The sequence below is a fragment of the Hyphomicrobium denitrificans 1NES1 genome, from assembly GCF_000230975.2.
GTDB lineage: Bacteria > Pseudomonadota > Alphaproteobacteria > Rhizobiales > Hyphomicrobiaceae > Hyphomicrobium_B > Hyphomicrobium_B denitrificans_A.
Genome location: NC_021172.1, coordinates 3,132,636 through 3,158,833 on the forward strand (window position 1 = coordinate 3,132,636; position 26,198 = coordinate 3,158,833).

A 26,198-nucleotide genomic window follows, 5' to 3' on the forward strand; every position below is an offset into this window, starting at 1 on the left:
CATGGGCAACGTATGGCTTGGCGGGCCGCTGGCAAAAAATTTTTGATGCGCGGGATCGACGCGCCCGCGCCGGACTTCAGAAATTGATGGCAAGACGAACTATATTCAGTATTGACTAGAAGCCGCGCCCGCGAGTTTCGGAGACCGGTCCATGATCGTCAGGAAATCAAAAGCGCAATTAGACGAAGAACTTAACGAGGCTCTTAAAGAGACGTTCCCTGGCAGCGATGCGATTGCTATCGATGCGTCGACCGATGAGCCCATTAGGCCGGTCGGGCGCCGTCCCTCGGGGATCGATAAGGGGCTCGTTGAAGATTTGGCACGGGAAGTCCGAAAGAGCCACCCACAATCCAGACCACTTAGGCGAACAGAGACCTAAGCCTCCGCCGTCCCGCGTTTAGCGGCCGCCGTCGAGTTGTGTCGCCATGGCGGCGATGGTGCGCTGGTAGACTTCGGCTTTATTCCATTGGCCGATGACGCCGTAATTCGCCGATCCCGGCTGCCATGACCCGCCGCGCTGCCAACCGTGGCTTGCGAGGAAATTTGCAGTCGAAGCAAGAATGTCGGGCACGCTATGCACCAAGTCCCGGCGGCCGTTGCCATCGAAGTCGACGGCATAGCGGACATAGGGTGTCGGGAGAAACTGTGTTTGTCCAATCTCTCCGGCCCAACCGCCGCGCAACTGGCTCGGCGGCAAGTCACCGCGTGCGACAATACGGATCGCATCCACAAGCTGGTCTGCAAAGAATTCGGAGCGCCGGCAGTCGTAGGCCAGCGTTGCGAGCGACCGCAGGATCGAGTAGCGCGCCGACGCATCGGCACCGTAGTGTGTTTCGAGACCCCAAATCGCAACAATCACCGCACCCGGAACGCCGTATCTTTTTTCGATACGGTCGAGCGTGGCGCGATGCGTTCGCATCAGGGATCTTCCACGGTTGATGAGCGCGCCGTCGACGCGACGCGCATAAAACTGCTGAAAGCTCAGCTTGAAAGAATGCTGCGACCTATCGAGATGGATTACGGTCGAGTCGTATGTGACGCCTGATAAAGCCAGCGAAACGGTTGCAGGTTTTATACCATGCGCCGCCGCCCGAGATTTGAAATCCTGCAGCCATGCATCGAATCCTCGAGGGCCGCTGCCGCACTGGGCAGCAATACCAGCGGCGGGATAGGCCAACAGCGAAAGCAGTATGCACGCAACGCGCAATGTCGCGCCTTTCAACGAACCGGACTTATGAGGCATGACGGCTCTGCTTTATTGAAACGATGCGATCCGGCGATCACCAGCCACTGTAGCAGATCCGGTGCACGCGCATATCGTAGCCGTTGTCGAAGTAGCAGCCTGGTCGGATCGGTGCTGCCGCATAGTAGCCTTCAAAAGGGGGAGGTGGCGGAGGAGGCGCGATCGCGACGGCCCTACGTGCCAGGGGCGCTCGAGGGACCCGATGAAGGCGCTGAACTCGCCGGACTGGCTTTACACGTAAGACGGGGACCGGAACTTCGACGATTTCTGGGCCGTAATCGCAGCCTCTAAAATCAGGCGGATGGTAGCCGTAGCGGTCAAACCCGCACCCGCGGTAAGTCGCCTCCGCGGTTGCGGAGAGAACGGATACTGCCAGCACCGCAGCCAAGGCGGTGATGCCGAATCTCACGCCCAACATGGAATCTCTCCTCTACGCTGCCCGCCGTTGCAGATCACTAGAGTTGAGGCGCAGAGTAAATTTATTGCAAAAATGCTGATGCAATCGCGCTCAAAAGGAAACTAGGATTAAAAGAGTTTTGAATCCGCTGTCCTGAGGCTGGGGTGTCGGCCCAGGATCAGCGGGCGGCTTGCGATTTGGTTGAGGTCGCAGCCAACTTGGGACGAGCCCGGCCGCCTCGTGCGCTATCAGCCGAGCCCGATCTTCATTCATCGGATTCGTTTCACCAGCGGGCGTGACGGCGCCAATACCGATGGTGATAATAGGGTCCGAAGCGATACGGATAAGCTGCGTAATACGGATATGGCCCAAGATGGGGTCGCCTGTAGTACGTAACCACCGGGTCATCATCTTCGTAATAGTAGTCGTCATCCGGTTCGTAGTAGCGCCGTTCGACGATCCGTTCATGCTCGACAACCGGGGCAGGTCTTTCGATCACCGTTTCCCGCTCGTCATAGCTCCCTAAATCGGCAGCGGAAGCAACGCTTGGGGCAAGGCCCGCGATGACCGATGCCGTGAGTGCGCAGATCAGAGTTTTCATGGCAAGACTCCCATTCAAACTGATGTCAGAAACTCCCCCAGGCGTGAATGGTTGCTGAATGCGGTCACGCATCGCATGCGGCACACGACATTCGGTTGCGACGCGCGATCGGTTGACGCGCTGACGTCAAATTTCGGGAATTCGGGAAAGCAGGACGCTAGTGCTCGCTCGCGTTAAAAGCGCACCTGAACTGCTTGTCTTGCATGGGCGCGTTCAAGACTTGTCCGAATGAACGCGCCTATCTCATATCCGCCGAGCCTTTGGAGCGAGTCGGGCGATCCCAAAGAACGCTTTTCGACTTTGTTCTTCAGACCGAAGCTTGAGGCGCACACGCATCAAGTCCTTCCAACCGATATAGCCGATGAGCTGTCCGCTATCGCGATCGACGACCGGAAGATGCGAAACGTTGGCGCCGTTCAGCTTTTCCGCCAACCCCTCCAGGAATTCGTCGGGATAAGCCACTACGACATTCTTGCCCTTGAGCAACTTGCCGAGCGTCGTATTGCGATGCTCGCCGCGGCGGCGCCAGCGAAGAACCGTCGGCGGATCGATCACACCCAAAACCCGCACATCTTCATCAATCACCGGGAATGTCGGATGGCGTGTCGCCGGACTCGTCAGAAAGGAAACGGCCTGATGCAACGTCATCAATGCCGGAACCGTGTCGACGTCGGCCGTCATGACTTCGGCGACGCGCGTCAAGGCGAACGGGTCCGTACGATATTCTCGAACGAGATGATGGCCTCGGCGCGCCAGCTTCTCGGTCAGAATCGAGCGACGCATCAAGAGAACGGTCACCGCATGCGCTGCTATGCAAGCCGCAACGAGCGGCACCAACATGCCCGTCGCACCCGTCAGCTCAACGGCGAAGAACGTTGCCGTCAGCGGAGCGCGCATCGTGCCGCCCATGGTCGCCGCCATCGCGAGGAGTGCCCAGAATCCCGGCGCTGCTGCCGGCATTATTGCACTCAATGCCGCACCCATCGCGCCACCGATGATGAGCAACGGCGCGAGAACACCTCCGGATGTGCCCGAACCCAACGCTACGGCCCAGATGGTTGCTTTGACTCCCAAAAGCAGAAGCGCGCTTTTTCCGGTGAGCGTGCCAAGGAGAAGCTGATCGATATTCGTGTAGCCGACGCCAAGAGCACGGGGATCGATCAGGCCGCCGATGCCGACGATCAAACCTCCGAACATCGGCCACCACATCCAGTGAACGGGGAGCTTGGGAAACAGATCTTCGGCAGCATATACGAGCTTCGTCAGACAGCCTGAGAGGAGCCCACCGAGGGCACCGATCGCGATCCAGCACGCAAGCCCCGATACCGACATGTCTGCGCTGCCTGAGAATGAGAACAGCGGCGACTGCATGTGCAAATAGGAGCGCCCTACCTCCGCAACGATTGCCGCCACCGCTACAGGTATGAAGCTTTTGGGCGTCCATTCGAACAGCAGCAATTCGACAGCAAGCATAATTGCTGCGATCGGCGTTCCGAAAACGGTGGTCATGCCAGCAGCTGCGCCAGCTACCAGCAGCGTCTTTCTTTCGTTGTCGCTGACAGGGAGCCACTGCGCGATGAGCGATCCCAAGGCGCCGCCGGTCATGATGACGGGACCTTCGGCGCCGAACGGGCCGCCTGTCCCTATGGAAATCGCAGACGACAAGGGTTTCAAGACCGCGACTTTAGGATCGAGCCGCGAGCGGCCCAGAAGAATCGCCTCGATAGCTTCCGGGATGCCATGCCCCCGGATTTTTTCGCTGCCGTAACACGCCATCAAGCCGATGATGATCGACCCTCCCGCCGGGATGAGCACCGTCCATAGCCCAAACGGAGATTGCGAGATGTCTGCAGTTGCGAGTGAGAAGCGGCCGAAATAAGCAATATTCGTGAAGAGGCGAATAAGGTCGAGCAGAACCACGCCTGCGGCCACGCTCACCAAAGCAACCAGTACCGCGATGGCCGCGATATAAAGTACGCGCGGATTTGTCGTGAAATCACCGAGGCGGCGCAGCTCAGCGCTGTCTAGCTTCATCGATACTCCGTTTGCCTTTAGCTCTATATTTGGGGCTGCCAGGATACAGAATCGACCCCGTGGTGCCGCGCGCTATATATCGTAATACGATATGTATACAAGGCTCGGAGCTTTTCGACGGAGGGGCCTGGCGTCGCATGGTTGAATGGCGCCGCCCGATAAAATAAAAGTAGCCGGAGGTGCTAATGCGAGTGCATGGAGCCGGGGCTCCAGGCCGCTTCACCCATCGAAACAGGAGTTCGCCTTGGTCGACAAGCAATCGAATATATCTCTATCGCCGAAGCCGACCGCTCGGCGCAAAAGGTCCGTCCTGACGAAGGCCAACTACGAGGCGCTGGCGGAATTCCGTTGCGAGCTGAGGAAATTTCTCGCGTTTAGCGAGGCTGCCGCGGTCGGCGCGGGCGTAACCCCGCAGCAGCATCAATTGATGCTCTCAGTCAAGGGTGCACCCGGGCGAGACTCGCTCAGCATCGGAGAAATCGCCGACCGGCTGCTCCTCCGTCACCATACGATTGTCGAGCTTGTCGACAGGCTTTCGGACCTTGGCCTGGTGGAGCGCAATCCCGATCCGACCGATAGGCGTAAGATACAAGTTTCATTGACAAAGTCGGGTAACGCGACAATCGACAAGTTATCGTCCATCCATGTCGAGGAGCTGAAAAGCATACGTCCGACGCTGCGCAAGCTCTTGAGGACGTTCGAGCGACGATAACGCTAAGTCCGTTCGGCCAGCTATTCCTTGTCTCGGTCCTTGTCCGCTTTTGGCTTTGCGAACGTCGACCCCGCCTCCTTGAACTTCATCGCATGCGCGTCTTCGGCGGCGCCTGGAACCTCGGCGACAACGCCGAAGGGCACGGGCTCATCCTGAGTGTACCGCTTTCCGAGCCGGTAAGCGATTTCGGCACGCGCCGTTTCGACGCCGAGGTAAAATGCATGCCCAACGTCGGTACCAAGCTCAAGATCAGGATAAAGCTTGAACGGATCGTCGGAGATGTGGTGTCCGTTGCGGTTGTAGATATGAATGCCGTCTTCCGCGACCTCGATCCGATAGTTGCGATCGCGGAGAGCGGCCGCGAGTTCGACGATTTCCGCAGGCGTCGATGCAAAGCCCCGGCGATCCCGCAGCGCCATTAGCCCCATGCCGAAGCCCTGCGGTAAGGCATTTGCCTTGCGCGCCGCGAAGTATTCCCGCCGTGCGCGATCGAATTCCTTGATCGCCGTACGGCAGTGGGGGCTGACCTGCACCGCAAGGACTGCCGTGATGTGAAGCTCGGAGCAGATCCCCATCAGGACGGCATTGATGCCAGTCGTGTCGGCATCCGTCAGCTCGGTAACATTGCCGATGCCCATCAGGATCGGCACATCCGGGCGGCGTTTGCGCAGATCGTAATATCGGGCCACCGAAGCGGTGAAGCCGTAGTGAATCGGATCGAGGATCGGATCGGCGTAGAAGGGCCGACCCTTTTCGATCATGACGTCGATGACGCGGTCGAGAGAGTCCATATCCGCCGCGCCGGCTGAAATAAGGATAGGTGCGGCGGGTCCTTCATCGACAATCGAGATCGTCTTTTCCGACAGACTGAAAAGATAGTCGGCGCCCGCCCGCGTCGCACGCGACAGCTCCTCGGCATTGAAGGAGTCGACGCTGACCTTTGCTCCATCGGCGTGCAGAGCCGCGATGGCCTCTTCGAGATGCGGAAACGGACTGTCCGGCAAGCATCCGAGATCTATGACGTCGGCGCCGTCAGCGCGATATTTGCGTGAGCGCTCGACAATTTGCCAAGGTGTCAGCAAGGTCGCATCGACTATCTCGCCGAAGATCGTGACATCCTGCTCGGAGAGGTCGATCTTGCGCGCGGCGTGACCCAGGTATTCCGGCAGATCGGCAATCTCCTCGGGACCGCGCTCGAAACGAGTTCCGAAGTGGTCCGACAGACGCTCGAGGTCACCGCGAAAGCGCCCGGGGAGAATCACGCGGTCGGTGCCTTCCGGCAGCTTCAGCCGGCGCTCGACAATATCGGAGGTCATCAGCGCTGCGACTTTCACGCCGATGTTGGCGACCACCGGGTCGATCTCCGCGTCGTTGAGTTCTTCCGCTACGCGCTTGACGCGCGGCTCCGCCAACGATCCGGTTACCAAAACGACGCGCTTGGCCATTGGCCGGGTATTCCTTTTCAAGATCGGTTAGACCGTGCATTGGCATTGAACGGCCTTCGTTGCAATGTCTACGGCAGCGCATCGGCAGCAAGGTAAAAAAGATTTTGTCCCTGGCATCGAATAGGACTGGAGACGTCTCACTAATGAAGAAAGTGCTCATCATCGGAATCGGGGCCGGGAATCCGGACTACGTGACGATGCAGGCCGTCAAGGCACTGAACGAGGTCGACGTCTTCTTCGTTCTCGACAAGGGAGAGGTCAAAGAGGACCTCGTCAAACTCAGGACTACGGTCTGCGAGCGCTTCATCACAGACCATCCCTATCGGGTTGTCGAGGTCGCGAGTCCGATGCGGAACACCGGCGACCCAGATTATAAATCAGGTGTCCGCTCCTGGCACGACGAGAAGGCCGCAATTTTCAGCCGCTTCATTGCAACGGAACTGAAGGAAGGCCAGGTCGGCGGCATTCTCATATGGGGCGATCCGTCGCTTTACGACAGCACGATCCGCGTCCTTCAACAAATCATCGCTGACGGCAAGATTGCTTTCGACTACGAGGTGATTCCGGGCATCACAAGCGTGCAGGCACTCGCGGCCCAGCACAAGATCGCACTGAATGCGATCGGCGAGCCGGTTCATACCACGACCGGACGGAAGCTGCTGGAAGGGCTTCCTCAAGGAGTCGACACCGTGGTTGTGATGCTTGACAACGGTTCCGGGATCAGAGCACTGGCGGATGAGGACGTAGATATCTATTGGGGCGCTTATCTCGGCACGCCCGACGAAGTTCTGATTTCCGGGAAGCTCGCGGAGCGCGTCGACGAAATCGAGCGTATCCGCGCGGATCTACGTGCACGCAAGGGCTGGATCATGGACACGTATCTGCTGCGCCGAACGCCGGATCGATAAGCGCTAGCGCTTGCCGTAGCAGACGTCCCACGACGGCGTCTTGCCGAAGCGATCGACGAGAAAATCTATGAAGACCCGCGTTTTTGCAGCGAGATATCTGTTTGGTGCGTAGAGCGCGTGGATCGTCAGATCGTCAGGCTCGTAGTCAGGTAAAACGACTTGCAGGCGGTTTTCGGCGATGTCCTTTCCGACGATGAACGTCGGAAGTTGGGCTATGCCGATTCCCTTGACGGCAGCGTCGCGCAGAGCATCGCCGTTGTTCGAGGACAGACACGAGCCAATCGATACCGATATCGGACGGTCGTTTTCTTTTAGGTGCCACCGCTGCATCGAAGTGGTGTGCCCGTAGCTTAGGCAACGATGGTTCGCGAGTTCGGCTGGGTTTTGCGGTGTGCCGTGCTTCTTCAGATAATCAGGCGATGCAACGATCACGACGCGGGCCGGTGAAATGCGCCGAGCGATCAAGCTTGAATCGACCAACGCACCAATCCGCACGGTCACGTCAACGCCTTCTTCAAGGGGATCGATGAACCTGTCAGTGAGGGTCAACTCGACTTTGAGATCGCCGTAGCGGATCATGAAGTCGGCGACGGCATCTCCGAGGTAAAGGGTACCGAACGACATCGGAGCGTTGATCTTCAGCACGCCCTTTGGCTCATCGTGAAGGCGGGAGATCTGGGCTTCGGTCTCATCCACCTGCGCGAGAATGGCAATGCAGCGTTCGTAATAGGCGAGACCGGCTTCGGTCGGCGTCACGTGCCGCGTGGTGCGATCCAGAAGCCGCGCGCCGAGTTGCTGCTCCAGCTCCATGACGGCCTTGCTGACCGCCGATCGCGTCAAGCCGAGGCGCCGCGCAGCCTCCGCATAGCTGCCGCTCGCGACGACCTTCACAAAGGCGCCCATCGATTCAAGTTTGTCCATTTGTATCCAAATTGGAACCAGACTGGCATAAATATCGCGTATTGAGTGCGTCCTGTCAACGAACGACATTCGGGTGCATCAACCGAACTGCACGACATCGGAGGCACTCAAAATGACCAAGGTTCTCGTCCTCTATTATTCCAGCTACGGCCACATTGAGAAAATGGCCGAAAGCGTTGCTGCGGGCGTGCGCGAGGGCGGCGCCGACGTGGTCATCAAACGGGTACCCGAACTGGTGCCGGAGGATGTCGCGCGGAAAGCGCATTTCAAACTCGACCAGCAGGCGCCCATCGCGACGGTCGACGAGTTGCCGGAGTATGATGCGATCATCATCGGCGTTCCGACGCGCTTCGGAAACATGCCTGCGCAGATGAAGAACTTTCTCGATCAGACGGGCGGCCTGTGGGCCGGCGGCAAACTGATCGGCAAAGTCGGCAGCGTCTTCACGTCGACGGCGACGCAGCATGGTGGGCAGGAGAGCACGATCCTCTCGACCCATATCGTGCTTCTGCATCAGGGCATGGTGATCGTCGGGCTGCCCTACTCCTTCCAAGGGCAAATGGGCGTCCAGGAAATTACAGGCAGCTCGCCCTACGGCGCTTCGACGATCGCGGCCGGTGACGGCTCGCGGCAGCCTTCGGCCAACGAACTGGCGGGCGCGCATTTCCAAGGCCGCCACGTCGCACAGATTGCGGCGCGCCTCGCAGGCTGACGAACTTTTAGATCGTCGCTGGATTGGCAACAGTTTGAACGCTGCGGCCAATGTTGAAGCCAAAAGCCTGCGGACCATTTGAAGAGGAACTCAAGAAATCCCGTTTCGTACGGGAGAAAGGACTCGTCATGTCTGGAATCCATCACATCACCGCCATCGCAGGCGATGCCTCTCGCAATTTGGATTTCTACACGCGCGTTCTCGGCCTGCGGCTCGTCAAGAAGACTGTAAATTTCGACGATCCCGGAACCTACCACCTCTACTTCGGCGACGAAGAAGGGCATCCGGGAACGATCCTGACGTTCTTTCCCTGGGGGCATGCGCCTAAAGGGAGAGCAGGTGCCGGGCTGGCCCAGCAGACGATGTTTCGCATTCCAGAAAGCGCGATCGGCTATTGGGCGCATCGCTTTGTCGAAAAGGGCGTGCCGCATGAGGCTATCGAGAAGCGCTTCGGGCAGTCCGTCCTGAGCTTCACCGATCCGGACGGCATGAGCCTGGCTTTCGTCGGCGTTGCCGGTACCGAGAACGAACCCACATGGCGAGACGGCGGCATTCCCGCCGAGCACGCCGTGCGCGGCTTTCACGGCGTCAGGCTTCTGCTCGAAGAGGGAAAGCGGACCGCAGCCATCTTGACCGATGTTCTCGGTTTCAGCGAGGCCGGCAACGAAGGTCCCGTCACGCGCTTCGTCGCGAACGGAACCACGGCTGGCGGCGTCATCGAGATCCGGGAAGCGAAAGGCTTTCTGGCCGGCAACATGGGCCGAGGCTCCGTCCATCATGTGGCGTTCCGCGCTGCGACGGACGAAGCTCAGGCTGAAATGCGTCGCAAGCTCGTGGAAGGCCATCGCCTGCACGTTACCGAACAGATCGATCGCAACTACTTCCGTTCGATCTACTTCCGGGAGCCGGGCGGCGTGATCTTCGAGATTGCAACCGATGAGCCGGGATTTGCAATCGACGAGCCGGTAACTTCTCTGGGGCAGGCGTTAAAACTGCCTCCGTTCCTGGAAGGCCAGCGGAAGGAGATCGAAGCAATCCTGCAACCCTTGGAGCAGGCAGCATGACGACATTAACAACCAGTGTCATCCGCGCGGGTGCACCCATCGGTGCCGCCCGCGCGGCTATCGTCCTGGTGCACGGACGTGGCGCGAGCGCCGAGAGTATGCTCGGCCTCGCGAAAGCGTTCACGGCTCCGGGCATCGCTCATATCGCACCGCAAGCACCTTCAGGTAGCTGGTATCCATACTCGTTCATGGCTCCGACGATGCTGAACGAGCCGCACCTCGGCAACGCGCTGAGCACACTTGCCCATGTTGTCGACGATGTCGAGCAGCAGGGTATGCCGGCTGAACGCATCGTCCTCTTGGGATTTTCGCAAGGGGCGTGCCTGACGCTGGAGTTCGCCGTTCGCAACGCGCGGCGCTACGGTGGCGTTGTCGGGCTGAGCGGTGGCCTGATCGGACCCGAGGGCACAACTTGGAATTATCCTGGTACGCTTGCGGGAACGCCCGTGTTCCTCGGGTGCAGCGACGTCGACTCTCACATTCCGCTGGCGCGGGTGCATGAATCGACGGTGGTGCTTCGAGGTCTTGGCGGCGACGTGTCCGAGATAATATACCCCGGCATGGGGCATATGATCGTGCAGGACGAAATCGACCACGTCGAAAAAATCCTTCGCGGCATCGGAGCGCCGGCCGAGAGGTGATGGAATGGAATTCGACTTCGAACAGCTCGCGGCCGACGACCGCTATAAAATCCTGACGAGCACGATCGTGTCGCGGCCCATTGCCTGGGTTACTACGCTCTCCAAGAACGGCGTCCGCAATGCAGCGCCGTTCAGTTTTTTCAATGCGATGAGCAAGACACCGCCGATCGTCGCAATCGGAATTCAAGCCAACGCGAACGGCTCGATGAAAGATAGTGCTTGCAACATTCTCGATACGCAGGAGTTTGTCGTCAACCTCGTGCCGCGTCTCGCCGCTGAGGCCATGAATCTAACCTCGATCGACGCACCCTCGCATGTGGATGAGCTTTCGCTGGCGAAGCTTGAAACCATGCCTTCAGTGAAGGTGAAACCTGAGCGAATTGCAATCAGCCCTGTCGCATTCGAATGCCGGCTACACACGCCTATCGAGGTTGCGCCAAGCCAGCTCATTATTCTTGGCGAGATCGTGCAGGCGCATGTCTCGGATGAGTTCGTGCTCGATCCCGAGAAACACTACATCGATACGCCCGCACTGCATCTGGTCGGGCGCATGCACGGTCGCGGATGGTATACGACAACTGACGCCGTGTTTCAGATACAGCGGCCCGAGCCCTATGCGGCGCTCTCTACCGGTCGAACAGCAAGCACGCGCTGAGCCTCAAGTGCGTTCGAGTTCGGTTTCGGCGCGGAGACTTTCAAGATCGCGCGATACGGTCGCGACGGCCAGCTTTCGGCCGCTTTGCAGGTAAGTCACCTTGCAATCGCGTGCGGCCGGATTGCCTTCGATCTCGACCTTATCCCATTTCTCCGCGTGCCCGACGTAGGAAACCGTTACGTCGAAATGCTGACTCCAAAAGAACGGAACCGCATCAAATGGCTGCCGTCCACCGATCATATTGATTGCCGCCGTCTGCCCCTGGCGCTCGGCAACCACCCAATGCTCGACCCGGATCAGACCGCCGCTGTGTGGATCTGGCCAGCGCGCGATATCGCCTGCCGCGTAAATTCCCGGGATGCTCGTTTGCAAGTATTGATCCACGACGATGCCGTTATCGACGGCGAGACCTGCGGTTTTGGCAAGCTCTACATCCGGGCGAACGCCGATACCTGCAACAACCAAATCGGCCGGAAGGCGCTCACCCGATTTCAAGGTCACCATGTCCTTGTCGATTGCCGCGGCCATCGTTCCGAAATGGAATACGACGCCGTGCGCTTCGTGAATCTCCCTAACCATATCTCCAAGCTCAGCACCGAGAACACGCTCGAGCGGCCGCGACTGCGGGCCGACAACGTGGACATCGATGCCGCGCGTACGCAGCGATGCCGCGGTTTCAAGTCCGATGAAGCTCGCTCCGATGACCACAGCACGCTTGGCATCCCTCGTTTTTGCAATCAGCGCGCGGCTATCGTCCAACGTGCGGAGATAGTGGACATGCGGGAGTTCGGCGCCGGGAATATCGAGGCGAAAGGGGGCCGCTCCTGTCGCCAAGAGCAGTGCGTCGAAAGCGATGCGGCTTCCATCAGCAAGCACAAGCTCGCGCTCCACCGTATCAATCGCCATGACACGCGCATTGAGGCGCACATCGATATTCTGTTCCTTATAGAAATCCTGTGAGCGCAGCGGAATCCAATCCTCGGAAGCGTTTCCAGCCAGATAATCCTTGGAAAGATTTGGTCTATCGTAAGGTAGCGCGTCGTCCGCGCTCAGCATCGTCACGCTACCCTTAAAATCTTGCCGACGCAGCATTTCAGCGGCCGCGTTGCCGGCCGCCCCGCCACCAATAATCACGACTGAACGGATATGAGTGTCCGGCTTCACCTGTTGCGCCGGCGCCTTCTCGGTCTTCTCACGAACAAAAATCGTCGAGCCGCTTTCCTCGATCCGGAAGCAAGCCACGGGATTGAGAGCCGGAGCACGCACTGCTTCGCCCGTCCGAAGGCTGAAGCAGGCGTGATGCCAGGGACAGCGCACCGTATCGTCGACCATCAAACCTTCGGCAAGAGGTCCATTGTAGTGCGTACACGTGGCGCCGATGGCAAAAAGCTCGGTGCCGCGTTTCGCCAACAGAACCGCTTCGCCGCCGACGTGACCGAGCAGCATACCGCCATCCGGAATGTCCGAGGCGGGGATACCGCGCGTGAAATCCGGACCAGAAAGTTGCTGCTCGCTCGACGACATCTCTTCTTCTCCAATTATGAGCCTTGCTATCATGCCCCTTGGGGCACCTGCCGTGTTGCTTCGAAGAGGAACCAAACGCGGCGTTCGGTCTCGTCGATCCAATTTTCAAGAAGACTGGCGGTTGCGACGTCATTGTGCTCGTCGCAGAGGTCGTGGACTTCCTGCATCGAGCGGATGAGCTGCAAATTGTCGTCTCTCAATTCAGCCAACATGTCTTCCGGCGTGACATAGTCGGCATCGTTGTCGAGGATGCGCTGGAGCTTGGCGATTTGACCGGTTGAGCGGAGCGTGGTGCCGCCGACCTTGCGTGCGCGCTCGGCGATATCGTCCGTCATGTTGAAGATCTGCATACCTTGCTCATCAAGGAGCAAGTGGTAGTCGCGAAAGTGCGGACCTGACATGTGCCAGTGGAAGTTCTTCGTCTTCACGTAAACCGCGAACACATCGGCAAGAAGAACGGTCAATGCGCCGGCAATGTCCTTGATCGCGTTATCCGAAAAGATTGAAGGGGTATTGAGGGGAGCCTTGCGCCGGGCCTTGGCGGATTCTGGCTTCATGTGCATCTTCCTTAATCTGCGTTGACTACCGAGGGGGGAATATGTTCGCAGGAGATCTCGTCGCGACGGGCCATCGCGATGAGATAACGCGCATTATAAATATTCGCTCCATACGTGACGACTCTCAATTTCTTTTGTTCGTGCAGTCGCCTCGCACAACCCATGACGCCCCTAACCCATCCGCCGATGACGGACTATCCCGGTTTCCGTCTGTCGAATGGCGAACAGTCATAGCTTGGATGCGAAATCGAAGATAATAGTTCCTTCGCCAACACCGATTAGGCTACCTTCCAGAGATAGGGTTTGCCGACGAGGTACTGGCGATCGCCGATCAGGACTTCATGAGTGCCACTCGAACCGCATGCAGGATTTCTTCCGAAATTGCGTGTCCTTTCGTTGACCGCGCCAGCATTAACCCTCCGACGAGCATCGCAATTTGCGCCAGGGTTTCGTCACGGGCGAGCGCCTTCTTGCGCGGAGATAAGAGAACCCGCAATTTTTCCGCCATCATGGCGATCCCAGCGGCGAATGCAGCGTGCAGGGGGTCTTATCTTTGCGCGAAATATCTCCGCATATGCCTGCCGCCGGGCAGCCAAGCCCTACCGCGTCGCGGTGATTTTTCCGGTATAGCGCTTAATGAATTCGAGCCGCGCTGCACCATGGTCGCTGCCGTGGCGTGCAGTAATGCTGTCGTACTCCAAGCGCTTTTCATCGAAAGCTCGGGCGCAAGCTTCTGTGGCCAAGACTTCCTTGGATTTGAAGTGGCCGTAGAAACCGCCATGCGTCAGCCCCGCCTCGGCCATCGGGGCCGGGACGCTCACGCCGTTGACACCATACTCCCGAAATAGCCGGGATGCGATTTCGACAACGGCCTCACGATGCCGATCCGCTTCCTTGCGCGAGACCTCGAGGCATTTTCCTTCTCCATTGGGCAATGCACCGGTTGCGTCTGCGTGAGTGCGTCAAACATTGGTAGAGGCACGCTCGGCGCTTCCGGTGCACGGCTGAGCGTGACGATGCTCACACGCATAAATTCGAGATTCGTCATCGGTGTGCATATTTGCTTCGTTAGCTAGACTCGACTTCGAAGTTTCTCCGCAAATTTACGCGAGGTTTCAACCTGCGCAGCTTGTCACGAAACTGTCGCGCGAACGTCATACGAGGTTCGGCTGATCTCGAAGGAGTTGAGCGCTATGATGATGCGATTTTGCCCGACGGCCGTTTTTGTGGTGTTCGCGGGTCTCTCCTCCGCGATGGCGGATCCTCCCCGCCATAACGTCATCCTGTTCGTTCCCGACGGCTTGCGGGCCGAGATCGTCACGCAAGAAACCGCGCCGACACTTGCCGAAATTCGCGATACTGGCGTCAATTTTGCGAATAGCCATTCTCTATTCCCGACGTTCACGATGCCCAATTCGAGCGGCATGGCGACCGGTCATCACCTTGGCGATACCAGCGTTTTCGGGAATGTGCTTTATGCGGGATTCCCGATAAGATCTGCCAAATCCGCGCGGATCGCCTTCATCGAAAATGACGATATTCTCGGTGATATCGATGAACACTTTTCCGGAAATTTCATCGACGAAGAGACCATTCTCCACGTCGCCCATCGGGCTGGCTTCAATACAGCGGCCATCGGAAAGCTCGGGCCGACTCTCATTTTCGATCATACCTCACGCGATGGGGGTGAAAGCGTCATCGTAGACGACGCCACCGGATCGAAAGCCGGGATACCGCTCGCGTCGTGGCTCAGCGACGCCTTGAAAGCCGCTAACCCTCCCGTCGTCGCACCATCCCGTGGTGATAACGGCAAGCACGGCAACGCGCATGAATCCGGGACGAACGTTGCGAACGTTACGCAGCAGGCTTATTTCGCCGACGTGCTGACCAAGATCGTTCTTCCCAAATTCGGGAATGACGGGAAGCCGTTCGTCGTCGTGTTCTGGTCGCGCGACCCGGATGGAACGCAACACAACCAAGGCGACAGCTTCCTGAAGCTCGAACCGGGCATAAACGGACCGACGTCGCTTGCCGCGATCCGGAATGCCGACAGCAATCTCGCGGCAATCCGCGCAGCGCTCGACACGCTCGGACTGGCCACAATGACCGACATTATCGTTTCCGCAGATCACGGATTTTCAACTATATCGAAGCAAAGCGAGACCAGTCCGGCTGCAAAGGCAAGCTATACGAACGTTCCCGCGTCGTATCTGCCTCCAGGATTTGTTGCTATCGATCTCGCGACAGCGTTGAACCTGCCGCTGTGGGATCCCGATAATGACAACGCCCGCGTCGAGGGGGGAAAGCATCCGCACGATGCGAACGGGTTTATCGGTGAGGATCCGGCCGCATCGAGGGGGGAAAGCATCCGCACGATGCGAACGGGTTTATCGGTGAGGATCCGGCCGCTCCGCAGTTGATCGTCGCCGCCAATGGCGGTTCGGACTTTATCTACGTGCCAAGCGGTGATCGGGTGCTCGTGCAGAAAGCCATCGATGCTTTGTTGGCGCAGGACTATGTAAGCGGCCTTTTCGTCGACGATGCGCTTGGTTCGTTTGCCGGGACTTTGCCGCTCTCGGCAATCAATCTCAGCGGCTCGTCTCTGGGACTCAGGCCGTCGATTATCATCAACTTCAAGAGTACGACGACCGGTTGTGCGGAGCCCTCAACGTGCGCAGTCGAAATCGCTGATACCGGCCTGCAGCAGGGTCAAGGCATGCATGGCAGTTTCAGCCGCGCCGATACGGAAAATTTCATGGCGGCGTACGGTCCGGATTTCAAGAATGGATTCGTCGACCCTGCACCGGCAAGCAACGCCGACATCGGCAAAACGATCGTTGCTATTTTAGGCTTGCTGCCGGAAAGCCATGGGAAACTTGTCGGCCGACCATTGGCTGAAGCATTTCGCGGCGGGATCGTGCCGCAATTCGAACGGAAGACACTCGCTTCTGCGCCATCCGCGTCGGGATTGCGGACTACTCTCAATTATCAGGCAGTCGGTGATACGAAATATTTCGACGCCGCGGGCTTCGAAGGGCGCCCAGTCGGATTGAAAACGGAGGCGGACGCGTCGTTAGCGGCGGGCAAGTAAGGCAGACCCTCGCCACGGGATCTACGCCGAGAGGTCAAAGCCGCTTCGAGCTTCGTCAGTTTACGTCACCGGTCGTCACCAGCGCGTGGCAGGATGACGCTTGAGGGATTTCTTGCCCCTTCGCGACGCTCATGTCGTTGCCCCGCCAGACGAACGTATCGCCCGACCATCCTTCGAGCCATAGCACCGGCAGCAGCAGATCTCTTGCGATCCACGAAAGCGGAGACAGCATACTGAGATGCCAGCCTGCGGCCAAAGCCAATACGGCCTCGGCACCGAACCAAATTCCAGCGAGTGCGAAAAGGGCTATGCTCGGATCGACGTCGAAACTCGCCGCAGAAGCGACGCCCGCCAAGATCGGAAAGAAACTCCCGGCAAAAACTTCCGGCACATAGAAAATCTGGAACGTCGCGCGCCTCAGGCGCGCCCAGCGCACCTGCCGATCCCAAACCTGACGCAGTTTGCGCAGTCCCAACGGCTGCTCGAAGGGCCGGTCGACGAGACGCACATTCAGACCACGAGCACGCACGATCTTTGTTGCGGCGGCGTCCTCGGCAATTTCACGCCCCAGCGCTTCAATGCCACCGACTGCATCGAGAATATCGCGCCGCCAGAGCATCGATTTGCCTTGTGCAAAACCAAAGCCGACGGCGTCTGCCGCCGATTGCCAGCGCGCTTGGTAGGTATTGAGAAATGCGCATTCGAGCTCGGCTCTGAACCCAATCGGATGACTGCCGACAGGCGGCGAGCATACAAGCCCAACGCCAGATCCGAAGCTCGCAAACAGATCGTCCAGGTAGTCCGGGGGCATCAGGACATTATTGTCAGCGAGCACAATCCAGGGATAGCGCGCGGCTTCCCAGCCTTTGACGATGTTGTTCAGCTTTGGATTGCTCGTCGGCCGGTCATCACCGATCAGCAATTTTGCAGGAATCTGCGAATTTTCCGCAATCAACTTGCGCACGAGCGGCACGGCAGGATCGCCTTCGCGAGCGGCACAGAAGATAATTTCGTAAGAGTCGCTCTGAAGCTCGAACGTCGAGCGCAGCGTTAATATATCGAAATGATCTATGCCGCAGACCGGCCGGATAATGCTAACCGGCACCGACTTTGATTCGCTCGGCCTTTTGCGCGAAAGGACACGCGAAAACGCAAGAGCGATAGTAATAAGATGTATTGCCGTCGCCAGCGCGCAAAAGATTAGTGCCGCCGTCGCTAACCCGGCCATCGTCCCTCCGTCGCAAAACCTGTCGCTGAATTTCAGGATTTGATGAAATTTCGACGATAAATCGGCGACGGATGCATGACACCTTGGGCGTGACCGATTCACTTCCCGGCCGGCGGCCTTTTCAAAATGCGTGCAAAGGCAGACGTTGCGCCATAGGCCCCGAGCAACGCGAGCACAACCATACCGGCAACGGACGGCAGGCCTTCGTTCAGACCCGCGGTGACCAGGCCCCAGTAGGCGAGCGCTGAACCAACGAGGCCGCCAAGTGCGCCGAGCACAATGTCCGGCAGGCCTCGCAATGACAGGCCATAAAGGAGCCCAACGATGATGCCGGGGTAAAGTGCCGGCCAGAAATGGTCGCCCATGCGAGACGCTCGCCCGTAATGTCGAAGTAGCTCAATCGTCGATCGGCGCGTCGGGTGTCAAGGCAGATATATGTAGCTACGATGTATAGGCTGTGTGCCTGTAAAAAAACCGGCACTCGCAAAGCGCCGGTTTAAGTTTCTGCTCGCTCCTAGCGAGCGAGCAGGTCCAGGGAGTGTGTTGGATGCGGATGCTAGAAGTCCGCTGCCGGACCGACAGCTGCGACCGCGGGTATCGGATCCCATACGGGCTGCTTATTTGGAGTTCCGCTCTTCTGCTTGCGCGAGAAAACATAGACTTCGCGAGAAACCCGCTTTTTGATTCGCTTCGGTCGTCCGCGCAGCCTTAAGAAATAGCTATAGCGTTCGGTCATGGCGATACCCCTCCAAAGCAATGCCCGAGTGACGCCGGCGTCTGCGGCTCACGGCGTGCGCAATTGCCGCCCGCTCTGCCAATAGGGCGTTCGCGAAACGGCGCCCTTCAAGCGCGTGGTAGCTTCGAAGTGCCGCGTGAAAGCGATACTCGCTTTCACCGTCTTCACGGATGATGACTCCTGCCTGGTCGTCTCCGACCTCGATGACGTAAGATTTGGACATGATTCATATCTTGTCGGCACCGACGCCGACATCCTCTGATATTCGAATTGTTTGAGTGAATGACCTTAACTGCCCTTACGGGCTCAGTAGCCGCAACAACAGCGCATTGGCGCAAGACCGGTCAGAGTCTCGGTTGGCGCTTGCAGGCGATTCGTGATCGGGTAATTCATGGCGGTCTCCATCGTGCGGAGCCCACGGCGTGGCGTGAGGCTTAGCGTTTGATGACGCGGCGCAAGTCGCTTCCGAAATCACCGCGGCCGCCGCAATTGCGCGTCGGCAAGACCAAGAAAGCGGAGCCGGTGCATAAAGTAAAAGAAGAAGAATTGGATTGCTTTCCACACCGGTTCTGAATGAAATCTCGCACCTGATGTGACCGGCTGTCCAACGCGGACACTCTTTATGCTAAGCCGTTGCTGCAGGACGAATTTCCAAGCGCCCTAGGGGGATCTATGAAGATTTGCATGATCGGAGCGGGCTATGTCGGGCTCGTTTCGGCGGCCTGTTTTTCGGATTTCGGCTGGACCGTTACGTGCGTCGATAAGGACCCCAACCGGTTGGCCTCTCTCAAAGCGGGCAAGTCTCCGATCTATGAGCCTGGCCTCGAAGCGCTGATGGAGCGCAACGTCAGAGTCGGCCGGTTGGTTTTCACGGACGATCTCAAAACAGCCGTTGCAAATGCCGACATCGTTTTCCTCGCTGTCGGAACGCCGATGCGGCGGGGCGACGGTTATGCCGATCTTTCCTATGTCTTCTCGGCGGTCGAGGAGGCTGCACAATACCTGGACGGCTTCACCGTCATAACGACGAAGTCAACGGTTCCGGTCGGCACAAGCCGCGAGATCGAACGGCGGCTTAAGGCCAAGCGGCCCGATGCGGACGTAGCGGTCTGCTCGAATCCGGAATTTCTGCGCGAGGGCTCCGCAATTCAGGACTTCACGCATCCCGACCGCGTGCTTGTCGGCACCGACGACCTTCGCGCCCGCGATGTCATGGAGCGATTGTACAAGCCGTTGGCGCTGCGCGGTTCTCCCGTCATGTTTGTCGAACGCGAATCCGCAGAGCTCGCGAAATACGCCGCCAACGCGTTCCTCGCGCTCAAGATCAGCTTCATCAACGAGATCGCGGACGTCTGCGAGGCTGTCGGCGCGGATGTGCAGGAGGTTGCATCTGCTATCGGCAGGGACCGGCGCATTGGGGACAAATTCCTGCATCCCGGCCCGGGCTACGGCGGATCTTGCTTTCCCAAAGATGTCTCGGCTCTCATCCGCACGGCGCGCGAAGCGCGCTCTCCAGTCTCGATCATCGAGCAGGTCGAACGGGTCAACCATGAGCGCAAACTCGCCATGGCGGTGCGCATCGAGACCGCGGCGGGGGGATCGGTGCGCGACAAGACCATCGCTATCCTTGGAGTCACGTTCAAACCGAACACCGACGACATGCGCGACGCACCGAGTCTGCTGATCGTCCCGATGCTGCAGGAGCGGGGCGCAACCGTCAGGGTCTGCGACCCGCAAGGGCGCCCCCAAGCCGAGCCGATGCTTCCGGGCGTCGTGTGGTGCGAGAACGCAGAGGACGCCGCCGCTGGCGCCGATGCGCTCGTTATCGTCACCGAGTGGAACGAATTTCGCGCCCTTGATCTTGAGGCGATCAAATCGCGCATGGCCGGCAGCACGATCGTCGATCTGCGCAATGTTCTGGACCCCGCGACCGTCCGGGATCTTGGGATTGCATATACCGGCGTCGGCCGTGGCCGATCTCCCGCCAGCCAGAAGGCGGGTTGATCTTTCCTCCAGACAAACTATCGGCCGCGCCGCCAGCATGTGAGTTGTAGTCGCCACTTCGCGACAGGTTGCCGATACTTGTCAGCGCCAACGCGCTGATTGCCGAGGCGAATCGGCAGCACCGACCTGATCAGGCCCGGGTTTTCGCCCCGGCGACGACCTCGCGCAAGCTTCAGATTGCAAGCTCGCCGAAGCAGCGCACCGGGGACCCTGTTTATGGCAGCAACAAAAACCGCAGACGGCGGCATCGGACTCGTATTAGGCCAGCGCGACGCGGGTCTGGCGGTCGGCGTCGTCGCTATTCTGACGATCCTCTTCCTGCCGCTGCCCTCGTTCATGATCGATATGGGGCTTGCGCTGTCTATTGCGCTCGCGATCGTCATCCTGATGGTCGCGTTGTGGATACGCCGCCCGCTGGAATTCTCAGCGTTTCCGACCGTTCTCTTGATCGCGACGCTGCTGCGGCTTGCGCTCAACGTTGCAACGACGCGCTTGATCCTTTCTCAAGGTGCGGAAGGGCCAACCGCCGCGGGGCACGTTATCGCGGGTTTCGCGCAGTTCGTGATGGGCGGCGATTTCGTCATCGGCATCATCGTCTTCATCATTCTCGTCACGGTCAATTTCGTCGTCATCACCAAAGGCGCCACGCGTATCGCGGAAGTCGGCGCGCGGTTCACGCTCGACTCGCTGCCCGGCAAGCAAATGGCCGTCGACGCCGACCTTTCATCGGGCGCCATCGACGAAAAGGAAGCGATCCGCCGGCGCAGGGAACTCGAAGAAGAAAGCCAATTCTTCGGTGCCATGGACGGTGCCTCGAAGTTCGTTCGCGGCGACGCAATTGCGGGTCTCATCATCACGGCCGTCAACATTTTCGGTGGCGTGATCATCGGCGTGACGCGCCATGACCTGCCGTTCGAGCGGGCGCTCGATACCTTCGTCAAGCTGTCGGTCGGCGATGGTCTCGTCACGCAAATGCCGGCTCTGATCGTGTCGCTTGCGGCCGGCCTGCTCGTTTCCAAAGGCGGTACGCAAGGCTCGACCGAAGGCGTCATTATCAGCCAGTTCGGCAACTATCCTCGGGCGCTGCTGCTTGCGGGCGGCGTCATGGCCGTTCTCGCCACGGCTCCCGGATTACCCTTGCTGCCGTTCGCGGCCATCGGCGGTATGCTGACATTCATCAGCATAGGTCTTACGCGCCAAAAGGAAGCTGGCGCGCGTGCCGCCGCGACGGCAAAGACAGCCAATCAAGCGCTTTCACCGGAAGAGCAATCGCGGCAATCCATTCGCGATCAACTGAAGACGACAGAAATCGAGATCTGCTTCGGCAGGCAGATTTCGACCGTCCTGATGCGTCCGACGAGCGATCTGCCACAGCGCGTCGCGAAGATGCGCCGCAAGTTTGCGAAGCAATATGGCTTCGTCGTGCCGGAGATTAAACTGGCGGAAGATCTTTCGGTCCCCTCGAAAAGCTATCAGATCAAGGTGCACGGCACAGTCGTCGCCAGCGCTGAGCTTCGACTCGGCGATGTGCTCGTCGTTGTCGGCGACGGTCCGAAACCCGAGACGCCGGGTGATGAGACGCGGGAGCCAGCCTTCGGCATGAAGGCGATCTGGGTGCCCGATATCTTCACGAACGCGTTGAAGCGCGACGGCTTCGTGCCGGTCGAAAATACTTCCGTGCTATTGACGCATGTCGCCGAGGTCATACGAAACAGCCTTGCGCAACTCTTGTCCTATCGTGACTTGCGCTCGCTTCTCGATCGGCTCGATCCCGAGTACCGCAAGCTGCTCGAAGAAATCTGCCCGTCGCAAATTTCGTATTCTGGGCTTCAAGGCGTCTTAAAGATGTTGCTTGCGGAACGGATCTCCATTCGCAACCTGCATCTTATCCTTGAAGCAGTTGCAGAAATTGCACCGTTTTCGCGCAAGGCCGAGCAGATCACCGAGCACGTCAGGATGCGACTCGCCTCGCAAATCTGCGGCGATCTCAGCGACAACAACTATCTGAAGATCGTCCGGCTTGGAAACAAGTGGGAAGTTGCGTTCCATCAGGCCTTGCGCCGCGATGCCAAGGGCGAGGTCATAGAATTCGACATCGACCCTCGCCTCATCGAGCAGTTCGGTGGCGATCTTGCACGTGTTGTTCAGCCTCTGATGGATGCAGGCCACCAGTTCGTTCTTGTGACGGCAGCCGAGACGCGGCCCTACGTCCATACCGTCACCGAACGACTTTACGGAACACTCCCGGTTCTGTCGCATCTCGAGATCAGTCGCGGGGTGCAAATCCAATCGCTTGGCTCGGTTTCATGAGCGAGCTGACGCAGCAAACGATCCTCGTACCGCTTATCGTATTTTGCCGTGTTGGCGCATGCTTCATGGTGCTACCGGGCTTTTCGAGCGATCGCATCCCCGTTCAGCTTCGCCTGTTCGTCGCGATTGCCGTCGCACTCGCGATCATGCCGCTCGTCTACGACGATGTGCGGCCGGTTATAGCGGGTCCGGCCGATGAGCTACTCTCGATCATCATCACCGAAAGCCTGGCTGGACTCTTTCTCGGCTTCATCGTTCGCATTTTCTACCTCGCGCTCGAATTTGCGGCCATCGGAATGGCAAACCTCGCAGGCTACGGATCAGCATTCTCACATGCGATCGAAGGAAACGATCCCTCGACGCCTTATTCGGCATTCGTAACGATGCCGGCCGCTGTCCTGTTTTTCATTGCCAATCTCCACGTGGCTATCATCAGGATGCTGCAGAACTCATATGAGACACTCAAAGTGGGATCGCAGTTCGCCACGCCTCCCAATCTCTCGATGATCGTTTCGACATTCGGCTCGGCATTCAAGCTGACTTTGCAGCTCAGTGCGGCGCTCGTAGTCTATTCGGTGATGGTGAATCTCGCGTTCGGCTTCCTCAACAAGATGATTCCGCAGATTCCTTCCTACTTTGTATCGACGCCGTTTGTCGTGCTCGGGGGACTCTTCATTCTACTGCAAGTCGATAGTGGGATACTCAGCATTTTCTCATCCCTCGTGACGCAAGCCATCACAACGCTGGGGCAACATGGCTAGCGCCATAAAGAAACTGCGCCGTCTCGCCGATGTGTTCCACGACCTGGAAACCGTGGAGCGTGTGCGCGTCAGCGAGTTGACGCGAGAGATAGCTTCGCTCCGCGCGACCCAGGATGACATTCTTCGAAGCCTCGAAAACCCTTCGACCATCAACGGTCTTTTCACCGCGCTCCTGTCGAGCCGAGTCGGTCGCCTGGAGCGGCGCATCCAACAGTTGTCGCGCGAACGCGAAATCGCGCTCAAGCGATACGCCGAAGCGGCAGCCCGCGGGAGGAGCGCAGGTCGTTTACTTGCCGAAGCAAGAGGCGAAGAGGCTCGCAAACGCGAACAGGCAGAGCTTGAGGCTTTGCTTGAATTTAAGGAATCGGTTGCTGCGCAAGGCCGGGGTAAGTCTCCGCGTTCAATCTGAACCGATCTTCCGTGTTAGAAATGATTTTTTTCGATGTCTGCCGTACTTCGCACCTCGGCCGCCGACCTAGCTACCTGGACGGCTGGACAAACCGTCCGGCCGACGAAGACTGCTGCCAACGCCGCCACACCGAGCTCGCATGGCGGCACGGCGGCGACGAATAAGGCAAAAGATGTCGCGCAGCAGTTCGAGGCCGTCTATCTGCGCCAGATGCTCGACGCATCCATGCCCAAGGACTCCGAAGGGCTGTTCGGCGAAGGAACGTCCGGCACGATGTGGCGCTCGATGTTCACAGATACCCTCGCAACGACACTATCCAAGACGGGGACGGTCGGTATTGCGAACATGATCCTCAAATCCGAAATCGATCGACTTAAGGATAAGTAGAATGAGCACCGGCGCACTCGAGGAAAAAATAAAAGCGCCTCTTTCGATGGCGCGTTCCGGAGCGCCGCTGGCGGGACTTGCTTCTCCTAATGGCCGGCGGCCTACGCTGCCGCGCGCGGGCGCTCAGGATCCCGATGTCGCCCGGGCGGTTGTTTTTTCCGTCATTGCGCGCATCGAAGGCTATCTCGATGAAGAGACGGAAGCGTTGAGCAAGTCTCTCAAATTCGATTTCAAGACGTCAAACGACCGCAAAAGCCAGGGCCTTCTCGATCTCAATCAAGCTCTTCGGCGACTGCAGAAGGCCGACGTCAATGCGGATCTCCAACTCCGTCTTGCGACCTTCCGCGAAAAGCTCGCCGTGAACCTCAGGAAAATCCGGCTTCACCTCGATGCCGTCAAAGAGATTGCGGCCATGCTGTCCGAAGCGATCCAGAATGCCGAGTCCGATGGCACCTATACGCGCAATATCGGCCCTTATAGGAACGCGCCGTGATTCGGATGATCCTGCTCAGCCTCGTCGCGTGCCTTTCGACCGTCGGCGGTGTCTACGGAGCCGTTACATGGAAATCTTCCATGAGCGCAGAGCCTAACAAGGACGAGAACCGGAAACTGCAAATCCTGAAGACACCCATGGTAAGCGTCCCCATTCTTTCGGACGGGCAAGTTCTTGGGTACGTCGTTACGCGCCTGCAATTCGCGGCCGATTCGGAGTTGGTCAGAGAAAGTTCGGTTCAACCTGAAGCCTTTGTGGCGGATGAAGCTTTCCGGCTGATCTACGAAACGACACCCAAGGACATCAAAGCAGGGCGCAAGAATGCTCTTAAGGAGCTGTCCGAAAACATCGCCTCGGGTACGAATGAGCGGCTTGGTCGCAATGTCGTCAAAGACGTGATGATCGACAGTTGGACGTATCTTTCCAAGCAGGACATGATGAGAAGCCATGAACGCGCTCAATGACCGCTTTGCCTTCGAGGCTGTATTGCGTGACTCCGAACTGGCCGCTGCGCTGAATTTGCGCAATGTCGACGAAGCGCTTGCCGATCTGCAAACTAGCCGATCGGCAACACCGAGCGGCGTTACCGCGTTGTCGGTCCTTGCGGGCCTTGGCATAATTTCGGCGATCGTCTTCGTTACAGGCTACTCGGCATTGCTTTCCGATACGCCGGCGGTTTGGATTCACCGCCTAATGGCCCTCACCGTGGCGCAGAGCATTCTTATCGCGGCCGTCGCAATGAAGCTTCTGCCGCTGATCGAACGCAGACGGTTTTCCGTTCGCATTGCTTCCGGTGGAGCGGCAAATCAAAGGCCGCTTCTAGACCAGCGCACAATGACTTCGGAACAACCTGCGCCTCTTCCGGCACCAGCCCCCAGAAAACCTTTTATCGGCGGAAAGCTTGCAGGGCGCGAGTTCTTGGAATTCGATGACGGATCGATCGAGATCGATACGCTGGTTGGGCGCCGGCGCTTCGTATCGCTCGACGCCGCTCGTGAATTCGTCGGCGCTTGAGCGGCTTCAGGCCGTCAGTTCGAAATCGTCGAAGTCTCCGGCGCTGTCTTGAGACGCGCCTTCTCGCTTGATGCCGTTCAGGCGATCGCTGACTTCGGCAAGTTTTACGCAGCGAGACGCTTCGGTGACATCAATCTTCCAGGCTGGCGAAGATAATTTTGAAGCGCCGCCAAGATAATCGGAAATCGCATCGAGGCTTTGCGAGATGCGATCCAGGGACTGCAACTCGTAAAGCGAGTGCGAGCCACCGAACGCCCCCGCGACAACCAAGTTGCCGATCAACTCCTGGAGATCGTTGACACCATCGGATAGCAGCCGGATCTCCTGACTCACGGTCATAAAGACCTCCGG

29 protein-coding genes are annotated in these 26,198 nt (G+C 58.5%); 17 read left to right on the forward strand and 12 right to left on the reverse strand.

The genetic code is table 11. The annotated features are described in order from the left end of the window. Positions 1–397: 397 nt before the first annotated feature. From HYPDE_RS14980 to HYPDE_RS14990, 3 genes are all read right to left on the reverse strand, one after another. Positions 398–1,243 (reverse strand): lytic murein transglycosylase, encoded by an 846-nt coding sequence (locus HYPDE_RS14980; RefSeq protein ID WP_015599353.1) that lies wholly within the window; start codon positions 1,241–1,243, stop codon positions 398–400. 680 nt (positions 1,244–1,923) lie between these two features. Beyond that, complete coding sequence (locus HYPDE_RS14985) at positions 1,924–2,241, reverse strand: hypothetical protein (RefSeq protein WP_015599355.1); 318 nt, start codon at positions 2,239–2,241, stop codon at positions 1,924–1,926. A gap of 243 nt (positions 2,242–2,484) precedes the next feature. Next, complete coding sequence (locus HYPDE_RS14990; RefSeq protein ID WP_015599356.1) at positions 2,485–4,275, reverse strand: chloride channel protein; 1,791 nt, start codon at positions 4,273–4,275, stop codon at positions 2,485–2,487. Positions 4,276–4,519: 244 nt separating this feature from the next. On the opposite strand from HYPDE_RS14990, the gene HYPDE_RS14995 reads away from it, so the two are divergent. Then, a complete protein-coding gene (locus HYPDE_RS14995; protein ID WP_041320550.1) occupies positions 4,520–4,987 on the forward strand; it encodes a MarR family winged helix-turn-helix transcriptional regulator in 468 nt (155 codons plus the stop codon). Between the two features lie 20 nt (positions 4,988–5,007). Here HYPDE_RS14995 and HYPDE_RS15000 read toward each other — a convergent pair whose 3' ends face one another. Beyond that, positions 5,008–6,432: a DUF6513 domain-containing protein gene (locus tag HYPDE_RS15000; RefSeq protein ID WP_015599358.1), complete on the reverse strand. Its 1,425-nt coding sequence runs from the start codon at positions 6,430–6,432 to the stop codon at positions 5,008–5,010. Between the two features lie 143 nt (positions 6,433–6,575). Here HYPDE_RS15000 and cobF point away from each other — a divergent pair, with 143 nt between their 5' ends. Then, positions 6,576–7,340 (forward strand): precorrin-6A synthase (deacetylating), encoded by a 765-nt coding sequence (gene cobF, locus HYPDE_RS15005; protein ID WP_015599359.1) that lies wholly within the window; start codon positions 6,576–6,578, stop codon positions 7,338–7,340. Positions 7,341–7,343: 3 nt separating this feature from the next. Here cobF and HYPDE_RS15010 read toward each other — a convergent pair whose 3' ends face one another. Then, positions 7,344–8,261 (reverse strand): LysR family transcriptional regulator, encoded by a 918-nt coding sequence (locus tag HYPDE_RS15010; RefSeq protein ID WP_015599360.1) that lies wholly within the window; start codon positions 8,259–8,261, stop codon positions 7,344–7,346. 112 nt (positions 8,262–8,373) lie between these two features. Here HYPDE_RS15010 and wrbA point away from each other — a divergent pair, with 112 nt between their 5' ends. The 4 genes from wrbA (at position 8,374) to HYPDE_RS15030 (ending at position 11,333) form a co-directional block, all read left to right on the forward strand. Continuing rightward, positions 8,374–8,973, forward strand: coding sequence for an NAD(P)H:quinone oxidoreductase (gene wrbA, locus HYPDE_RS15015; RefSeq protein ID WP_015599361.1), 600 nt, complete (start codon positions 8,374–8,376; stop codon positions 8,971–8,973). Between the two features lie 128 nt (positions 8,974–9,101). Further along, on the forward strand, positions 9,102–10,037 hold the full coding sequence (locus HYPDE_RS15020; RefSeq protein ID WP_015599362.1) for a ring-cleaving dioxygenase: 936 nt from the start codon (positions 9,102–9,104) through the stop codon (positions 10,035–10,037). After that, positions 10,034–10,678, forward strand: a complete 645-nt coding sequence (locus tag HYPDE_RS15025; RefSeq protein ID WP_015599363.1) for an alpha/beta hydrolase — start codon at positions 10,034–10,036, stop codon at positions 10,676–10,678. Before HYPDE_RS15020 ends, HYPDE_RS15025 begins: the two co-directional genes overlap by 4 nt. Before the next feature lie 4 nt (positions 10,679–10,682). Further along, positions 10,683–11,333, forward strand: coding sequence for a flavin reductase family protein (locus tag HYPDE_RS15030; RefSeq protein WP_015599364.1), 651 nt, complete (start codon positions 10,683–10,685; stop codon positions 11,331–11,333). A 3-nt stretch (positions 11,334–11,336) separates the two neighbouring features. Here HYPDE_RS15030 and HYPDE_RS15035 read toward each other — a convergent pair whose 3' ends face one another. The 4 genes from HYPDE_RS15035 to HYPDE_RS19645 form a co-directional block, all read right to left on the reverse strand. Beyond that, positions 11,337–12,857, reverse strand: a complete 1,521-nt coding sequence (locus HYPDE_RS15035) for an FAD-dependent oxidoreductase (protein ID WP_015599365.1) — start codon at positions 12,855–12,857, stop codon at positions 11,337–11,339. A 29-nt stretch (positions 12,858–12,886) separates the two neighbouring features. Further along, positions 12,887–13,414 (reverse strand): Dps family protein, encoded by a 528-nt coding sequence (locus HYPDE_RS15040; protein ID WP_041321406.1) that lies wholly within the window; start codon positions 13,412–13,414, stop codon positions 12,887–12,889. A 331-nt stretch (positions 13,415–13,745) separates the two neighbouring features. Next, positions 13,746–13,925 (reverse strand): hypothetical protein, encoded by a 180-nt coding sequence (locus HYPDE_RS19640; RefSeq protein WP_015599367.1) that lies wholly within the window; start codon positions 13,923–13,925, stop codon positions 13,746–13,748. 88 nt (positions 13,926–14,013) lie between these two features. After that, positions 14,014–14,235, reverse strand: a complete 222-nt coding sequence (locus tag HYPDE_RS19645; protein WP_244437683.1) for a TetR family transcriptional regulator — start codon at positions 14,233–14,235, stop codon at positions 14,014–14,016. A gap of 372 nt (positions 14,236–14,607) precedes the next feature. On the opposite strand from HYPDE_RS19645, the gene HYPDE_RS19750 reads away from it, so the two are divergent. Both HYPDE_RS19750 and HYPDE_RS19755 read left to right on the forward strand, forming a co-directional pair. After that, positions 14,608–15,834 carry an alkaline phosphatase family protein gene (locus HYPDE_RS19750; RefSeq protein ID WP_348226057.1) on the forward strand — a complete coding sequence of 409 codons (1,227 nt, stop codon included), beginning with the start codon at positions 14,608–14,610 and terminating at the stop codon, positions 15,832–15,834. After that, entirely contained in the window at positions 15,831–16,505 is a 675-nt protein-coding gene (locus HYPDE_RS19755; protein WP_348226058.1) for a hypothetical protein, read from the forward strand. The genes HYPDE_RS19750 and HYPDE_RS19755 overlap by 4 nt, the downstream gene beginning before the upstream one ends. A 55-nt stretch (positions 16,506–16,560) precedes the next feature. Here the strand turns inward: HYPDE_RS19755 and HYPDE_RS15055 are convergent, their stop codons facing one another. Both HYPDE_RS15055 and HYPDE_RS15060 read right to left on the reverse strand, forming a co-directional pair. Beyond that, positions 16,561–17,733 carry a ceramide glucosyltransferase gene (locus tag HYPDE_RS15055; RefSeq protein ID WP_015599369.1) on the reverse strand — a complete coding sequence of 391 codons (1,173 nt, stop codon included), beginning with the start codon at positions 17,731–17,733 and terminating at the stop codon, positions 16,561–16,563. Between the two features lie 98 nt (positions 17,734–17,831). Then, positions 17,832–18,098 (reverse strand): hypothetical protein, encoded by a 267-nt coding sequence (locus HYPDE_RS15060; protein ID WP_015599370.1) that lies wholly within the window; start codon positions 18,096–18,098, stop codon positions 17,832–17,834. Positions 18,099–18,605: 507 nt separating this feature from the next. On the opposite strand from HYPDE_RS15060, the gene HYPDE_RS19715 reads away from it, so the two are divergent. The 9 genes from HYPDE_RS19715 (at position 18,606) to HYPDE_RS15105 (ending at position 25,847) form a co-directional block, all read left to right on the forward strand. Continuing rightward, positions 18,606–18,731 carry a hypothetical protein gene (locus HYPDE_RS19715; RefSeq protein WP_280109736.1) on the forward strand — a complete coding sequence of 42 codons (126 nt, stop codon included), beginning with the start codon at positions 18,606–18,608 and terminating at the stop codon, positions 18,729–18,731. Positions 18,732–19,141: 410 nt separating this feature from the next. Beyond that, positions 19,142–20,473 (forward strand): UDP-glucose dehydrogenase family protein, encoded by a 1,332-nt coding sequence (locus tag HYPDE_RS15070; RefSeq protein ID WP_015599373.1) that lies wholly within the window; start codon positions 19,142–19,144, stop codon positions 20,471–20,473. A gap of 216 nt (positions 20,474–20,689) precedes the next feature. Further along, complete coding sequence (flhA, locus tag HYPDE_RS15075; protein WP_015599375.1) at positions 20,690–22,783, forward strand: flagellar biosynthesis protein FlhA; 2,094 nt, start codon at positions 20,690–20,692, stop codon at positions 22,781–22,783. Then, positions 22,780–23,544 (forward strand): flagellar biosynthetic protein FliR, encoded by a 765-nt coding sequence (locus HYPDE_RS15080; RefSeq protein WP_015599376.1) that lies wholly within the window; start codon positions 22,780–22,782, stop codon positions 23,542–23,544. Before flhA ends, HYPDE_RS15080 begins: the two co-directional genes overlap by 4 nt. Beyond that, positions 23,537–23,953, forward strand: a complete 417-nt coding sequence (locus HYPDE_RS15085) for a hypothetical protein (protein WP_015599377.1) — start codon at positions 23,537–23,539, stop codon at positions 23,951–23,953. The genes HYPDE_RS15080 and HYPDE_RS15085 overlap by 8 nt, the downstream gene beginning before the upstream one ends. A gap of 33 nt (positions 23,954–23,986) precedes the next feature. Continuing rightward, on the forward strand, positions 23,987–24,340 hold the full coding sequence (locus HYPDE_RS15090) for a rod-binding protein (protein WP_015599378.1): 354 nt from the start codon (positions 23,987–23,989) through the stop codon (positions 24,338–24,340). Between the two features lies 1 nt (position 24,341). Next, positions 24,342–24,833, forward strand: a complete 492-nt coding sequence (locus HYPDE_RS15095) for a hypothetical protein (RefSeq protein ID WP_015599379.1) — start codon at positions 24,342–24,344, stop codon at positions 24,831–24,833. Between the two features lie 80 nt (positions 24,834–24,913). Beyond that, entirely contained in the window at positions 24,914–25,297 is a 384-nt protein-coding gene (locus tag HYPDE_RS15100) for a flagellar basal body-associated protein FliL (protein ID WP_244437684.1), read from the forward strand. Then, complete coding sequence (locus HYPDE_RS15105) at positions 25,281–25,847, forward strand: hypothetical protein (RefSeq protein WP_015599381.1); 567 nt, start codon at positions 25,281–25,283, stop codon at positions 25,845–25,847. The genes HYPDE_RS15100 and HYPDE_RS15105 overlap by 17 nt, the downstream gene beginning before the upstream one ends. A 6-nt stretch (positions 25,848–25,853) precedes the next feature. On the opposite strand, the gene HYPDE_RS15110 is transcribed toward HYPDE_RS15105, so the two are convergent. Beyond that, complete coding sequence (locus tag HYPDE_RS15110; protein WP_244437687.1) at positions 25,854–26,186, reverse strand: hypothetical protein; 333 nt, start codon at positions 26,184–26,186, stop codon at positions 25,854–25,856. Positions 26,187–26,198 lie beyond the last annotated feature (12 nt).

Bases quoted from the DNA above. Each gene is read 5' to 3' on its own strand.
- HYPDE_RS14980 (WP_015599353.1), bottom strand. From the start codon at position 1,243: ATGCCTCATAAGTCCGGTTCGTTGAAAGGCGCGACATTGCGCGTTGCG.
- HYPDE_RS14985 (WP_015599355.1), bottom strand. From the start codon at position 2,241: ATGAAAACTCTGATCTGCGCACTCACGGCATCGGTCATCGCGGGCCTT.
- HYPDE_RS14990 (WP_015599356.1), bottom strand. From the start codon at position 4,275: ATGAAGCTAGACAGCGCTGAGCTGCGCCGCCTCGGTGATTTCACGACA.
- HYPDE_RS15000 (WP_015599358.1), bottom strand. From the start codon at position 6,432: ATGGCCAAGCGCGTCGTTTTGGTAACCGGATCGTTGGCGGAGCCGCGC.
- cobF (WP_015599359.1), top strand. From the start codon at position 6,576: ATGAAGAAAGTGCTCATCATCGGAATCGGGGCCGGGAATCCGGACTAC.
- HYPDE_RS15010 (WP_015599360.1), bottom strand. From the start codon at position 8,261: ATGGACAAACTTGAATCGATGGGCGCCTTTGTGAAGGTCGTCGCGAGC.
- wrbA (WP_015599361.1), top strand. From the start codon at position 8,374: ATGACCAAGGTTCTCGTCCTCTATTATTCCAGCTACGGCCACATTGAG.
- HYPDE_RS15020 (WP_015599362.1), top strand. From the start codon at position 9,102: ATGTCTGGAATCCATCACATCACCGCCATCGCAGGCGATGCCTCTCGC.
- HYPDE_RS15025 (WP_015599363.1), top strand. From the start codon at position 10,034: ATGACGACATTAACAACCAGTGTCATCCGCGCGGGTGCACCCATCGGT.
- HYPDE_RS15030 (WP_015599364.1), top strand. From the start codon at position 10,683: ATGGAATTCGACTTCGAACAGCTCGCGGCCGACGACCGCTATAAAATC.
- HYPDE_RS15035 (WP_015599365.1), bottom strand. From the start codon at position 12,857: ATGTCGTCGAGCGAGCAGCAACTTTCTGGTCCGGATTTCACGCGCGGT.
- HYPDE_RS15040 (WP_041321406.1), bottom strand. From the start codon at position 13,414: ATGAAGCCAGAATCCGCCAAGGCCCGGCGCAAGGCTCCCCTCAATACC.
- HYPDE_RS19640 (WP_015599367.1), bottom strand. From the start codon at position 13,925: ATGATGGCGGAAAAATTGCGGGTTCTCTTATCTCCGCGCAAGAAGGCG.
- HYPDE_RS19750 (WP_348226057.1), top strand. From the start codon at position 14,608: ATGATGATGCGATTTTGCCCGACGGCCGTTTTTGTGGTGTTCGCGGGT.
- HYPDE_RS15055 (WP_015599369.1), bottom strand. From the start codon at position 17,733: ATGGCCGGGTTAGCGACGGCGGCACTAATCTTTTGCGCGCTGGCGACG.
- HYPDE_RS15060 (WP_015599370.1), bottom strand. From the start codon at position 18,098: ATGGGCGACCATTTCTGGCCGGCACTTTACCCCGGCATCATCGTTGGG.
- HYPDE_RS15070 (WP_015599373.1), top strand. From the start codon at position 19,142: ATGAAGATTTGCATGATCGGAGCGGGCTATGTCGGGCTCGTTTCGGCG.
- flhA (WP_015599375.1), top strand. From the start codon at position 20,690: ATGGCAGCAACAAAAACCGCAGACGGCGGCATCGGACTCGTATTAGGC.
- HYPDE_RS15080 (WP_015599376.1), top strand. From the start codon at position 22,780: ATGAGCGAGCTGACGCAGCAAACGATCCTCGTACCGCTTATCGTATTT.
- HYPDE_RS15085 (WP_015599377.1), top strand. From the start codon at position 23,537: ATGGCTAGCGCCATAAAGAAACTGCGCCGTCTCGCCGATGTGTTCCAC.
- HYPDE_RS15090 (WP_015599378.1), top strand. From the start codon at position 23,987: ATGTCTGCCGTACTTCGCACCTCGGCCGCCGACCTAGCTACCTGGACG.
- HYPDE_RS15095 (WP_015599379.1), top strand. From the start codon at position 24,342: ATGAGCACCGGCGCACTCGAGGAAAAAATAAAAGCGCCTCTTTCGATG.
- HYPDE_RS15100 (WP_244437684.1), top strand. From the start codon at position 24,914: ATGAGCGCAGAGCCTAACAAGGACGAGAACCGGAAACTGCAAATCCTG.
- HYPDE_RS15105 (WP_015599381.1), top strand. From the start codon at position 25,281: ATGAACGCGCTCAATGACCGCTTTGCCTTCGAGGCTGTATTGCGTGAC.
- HYPDE_RS15110 (WP_244437687.1), bottom strand. From the start codon at position 26,186: ATGACCGTGAGTCAGGAGATCCGGCTGCTATCCGATGGTGTCAACGAT.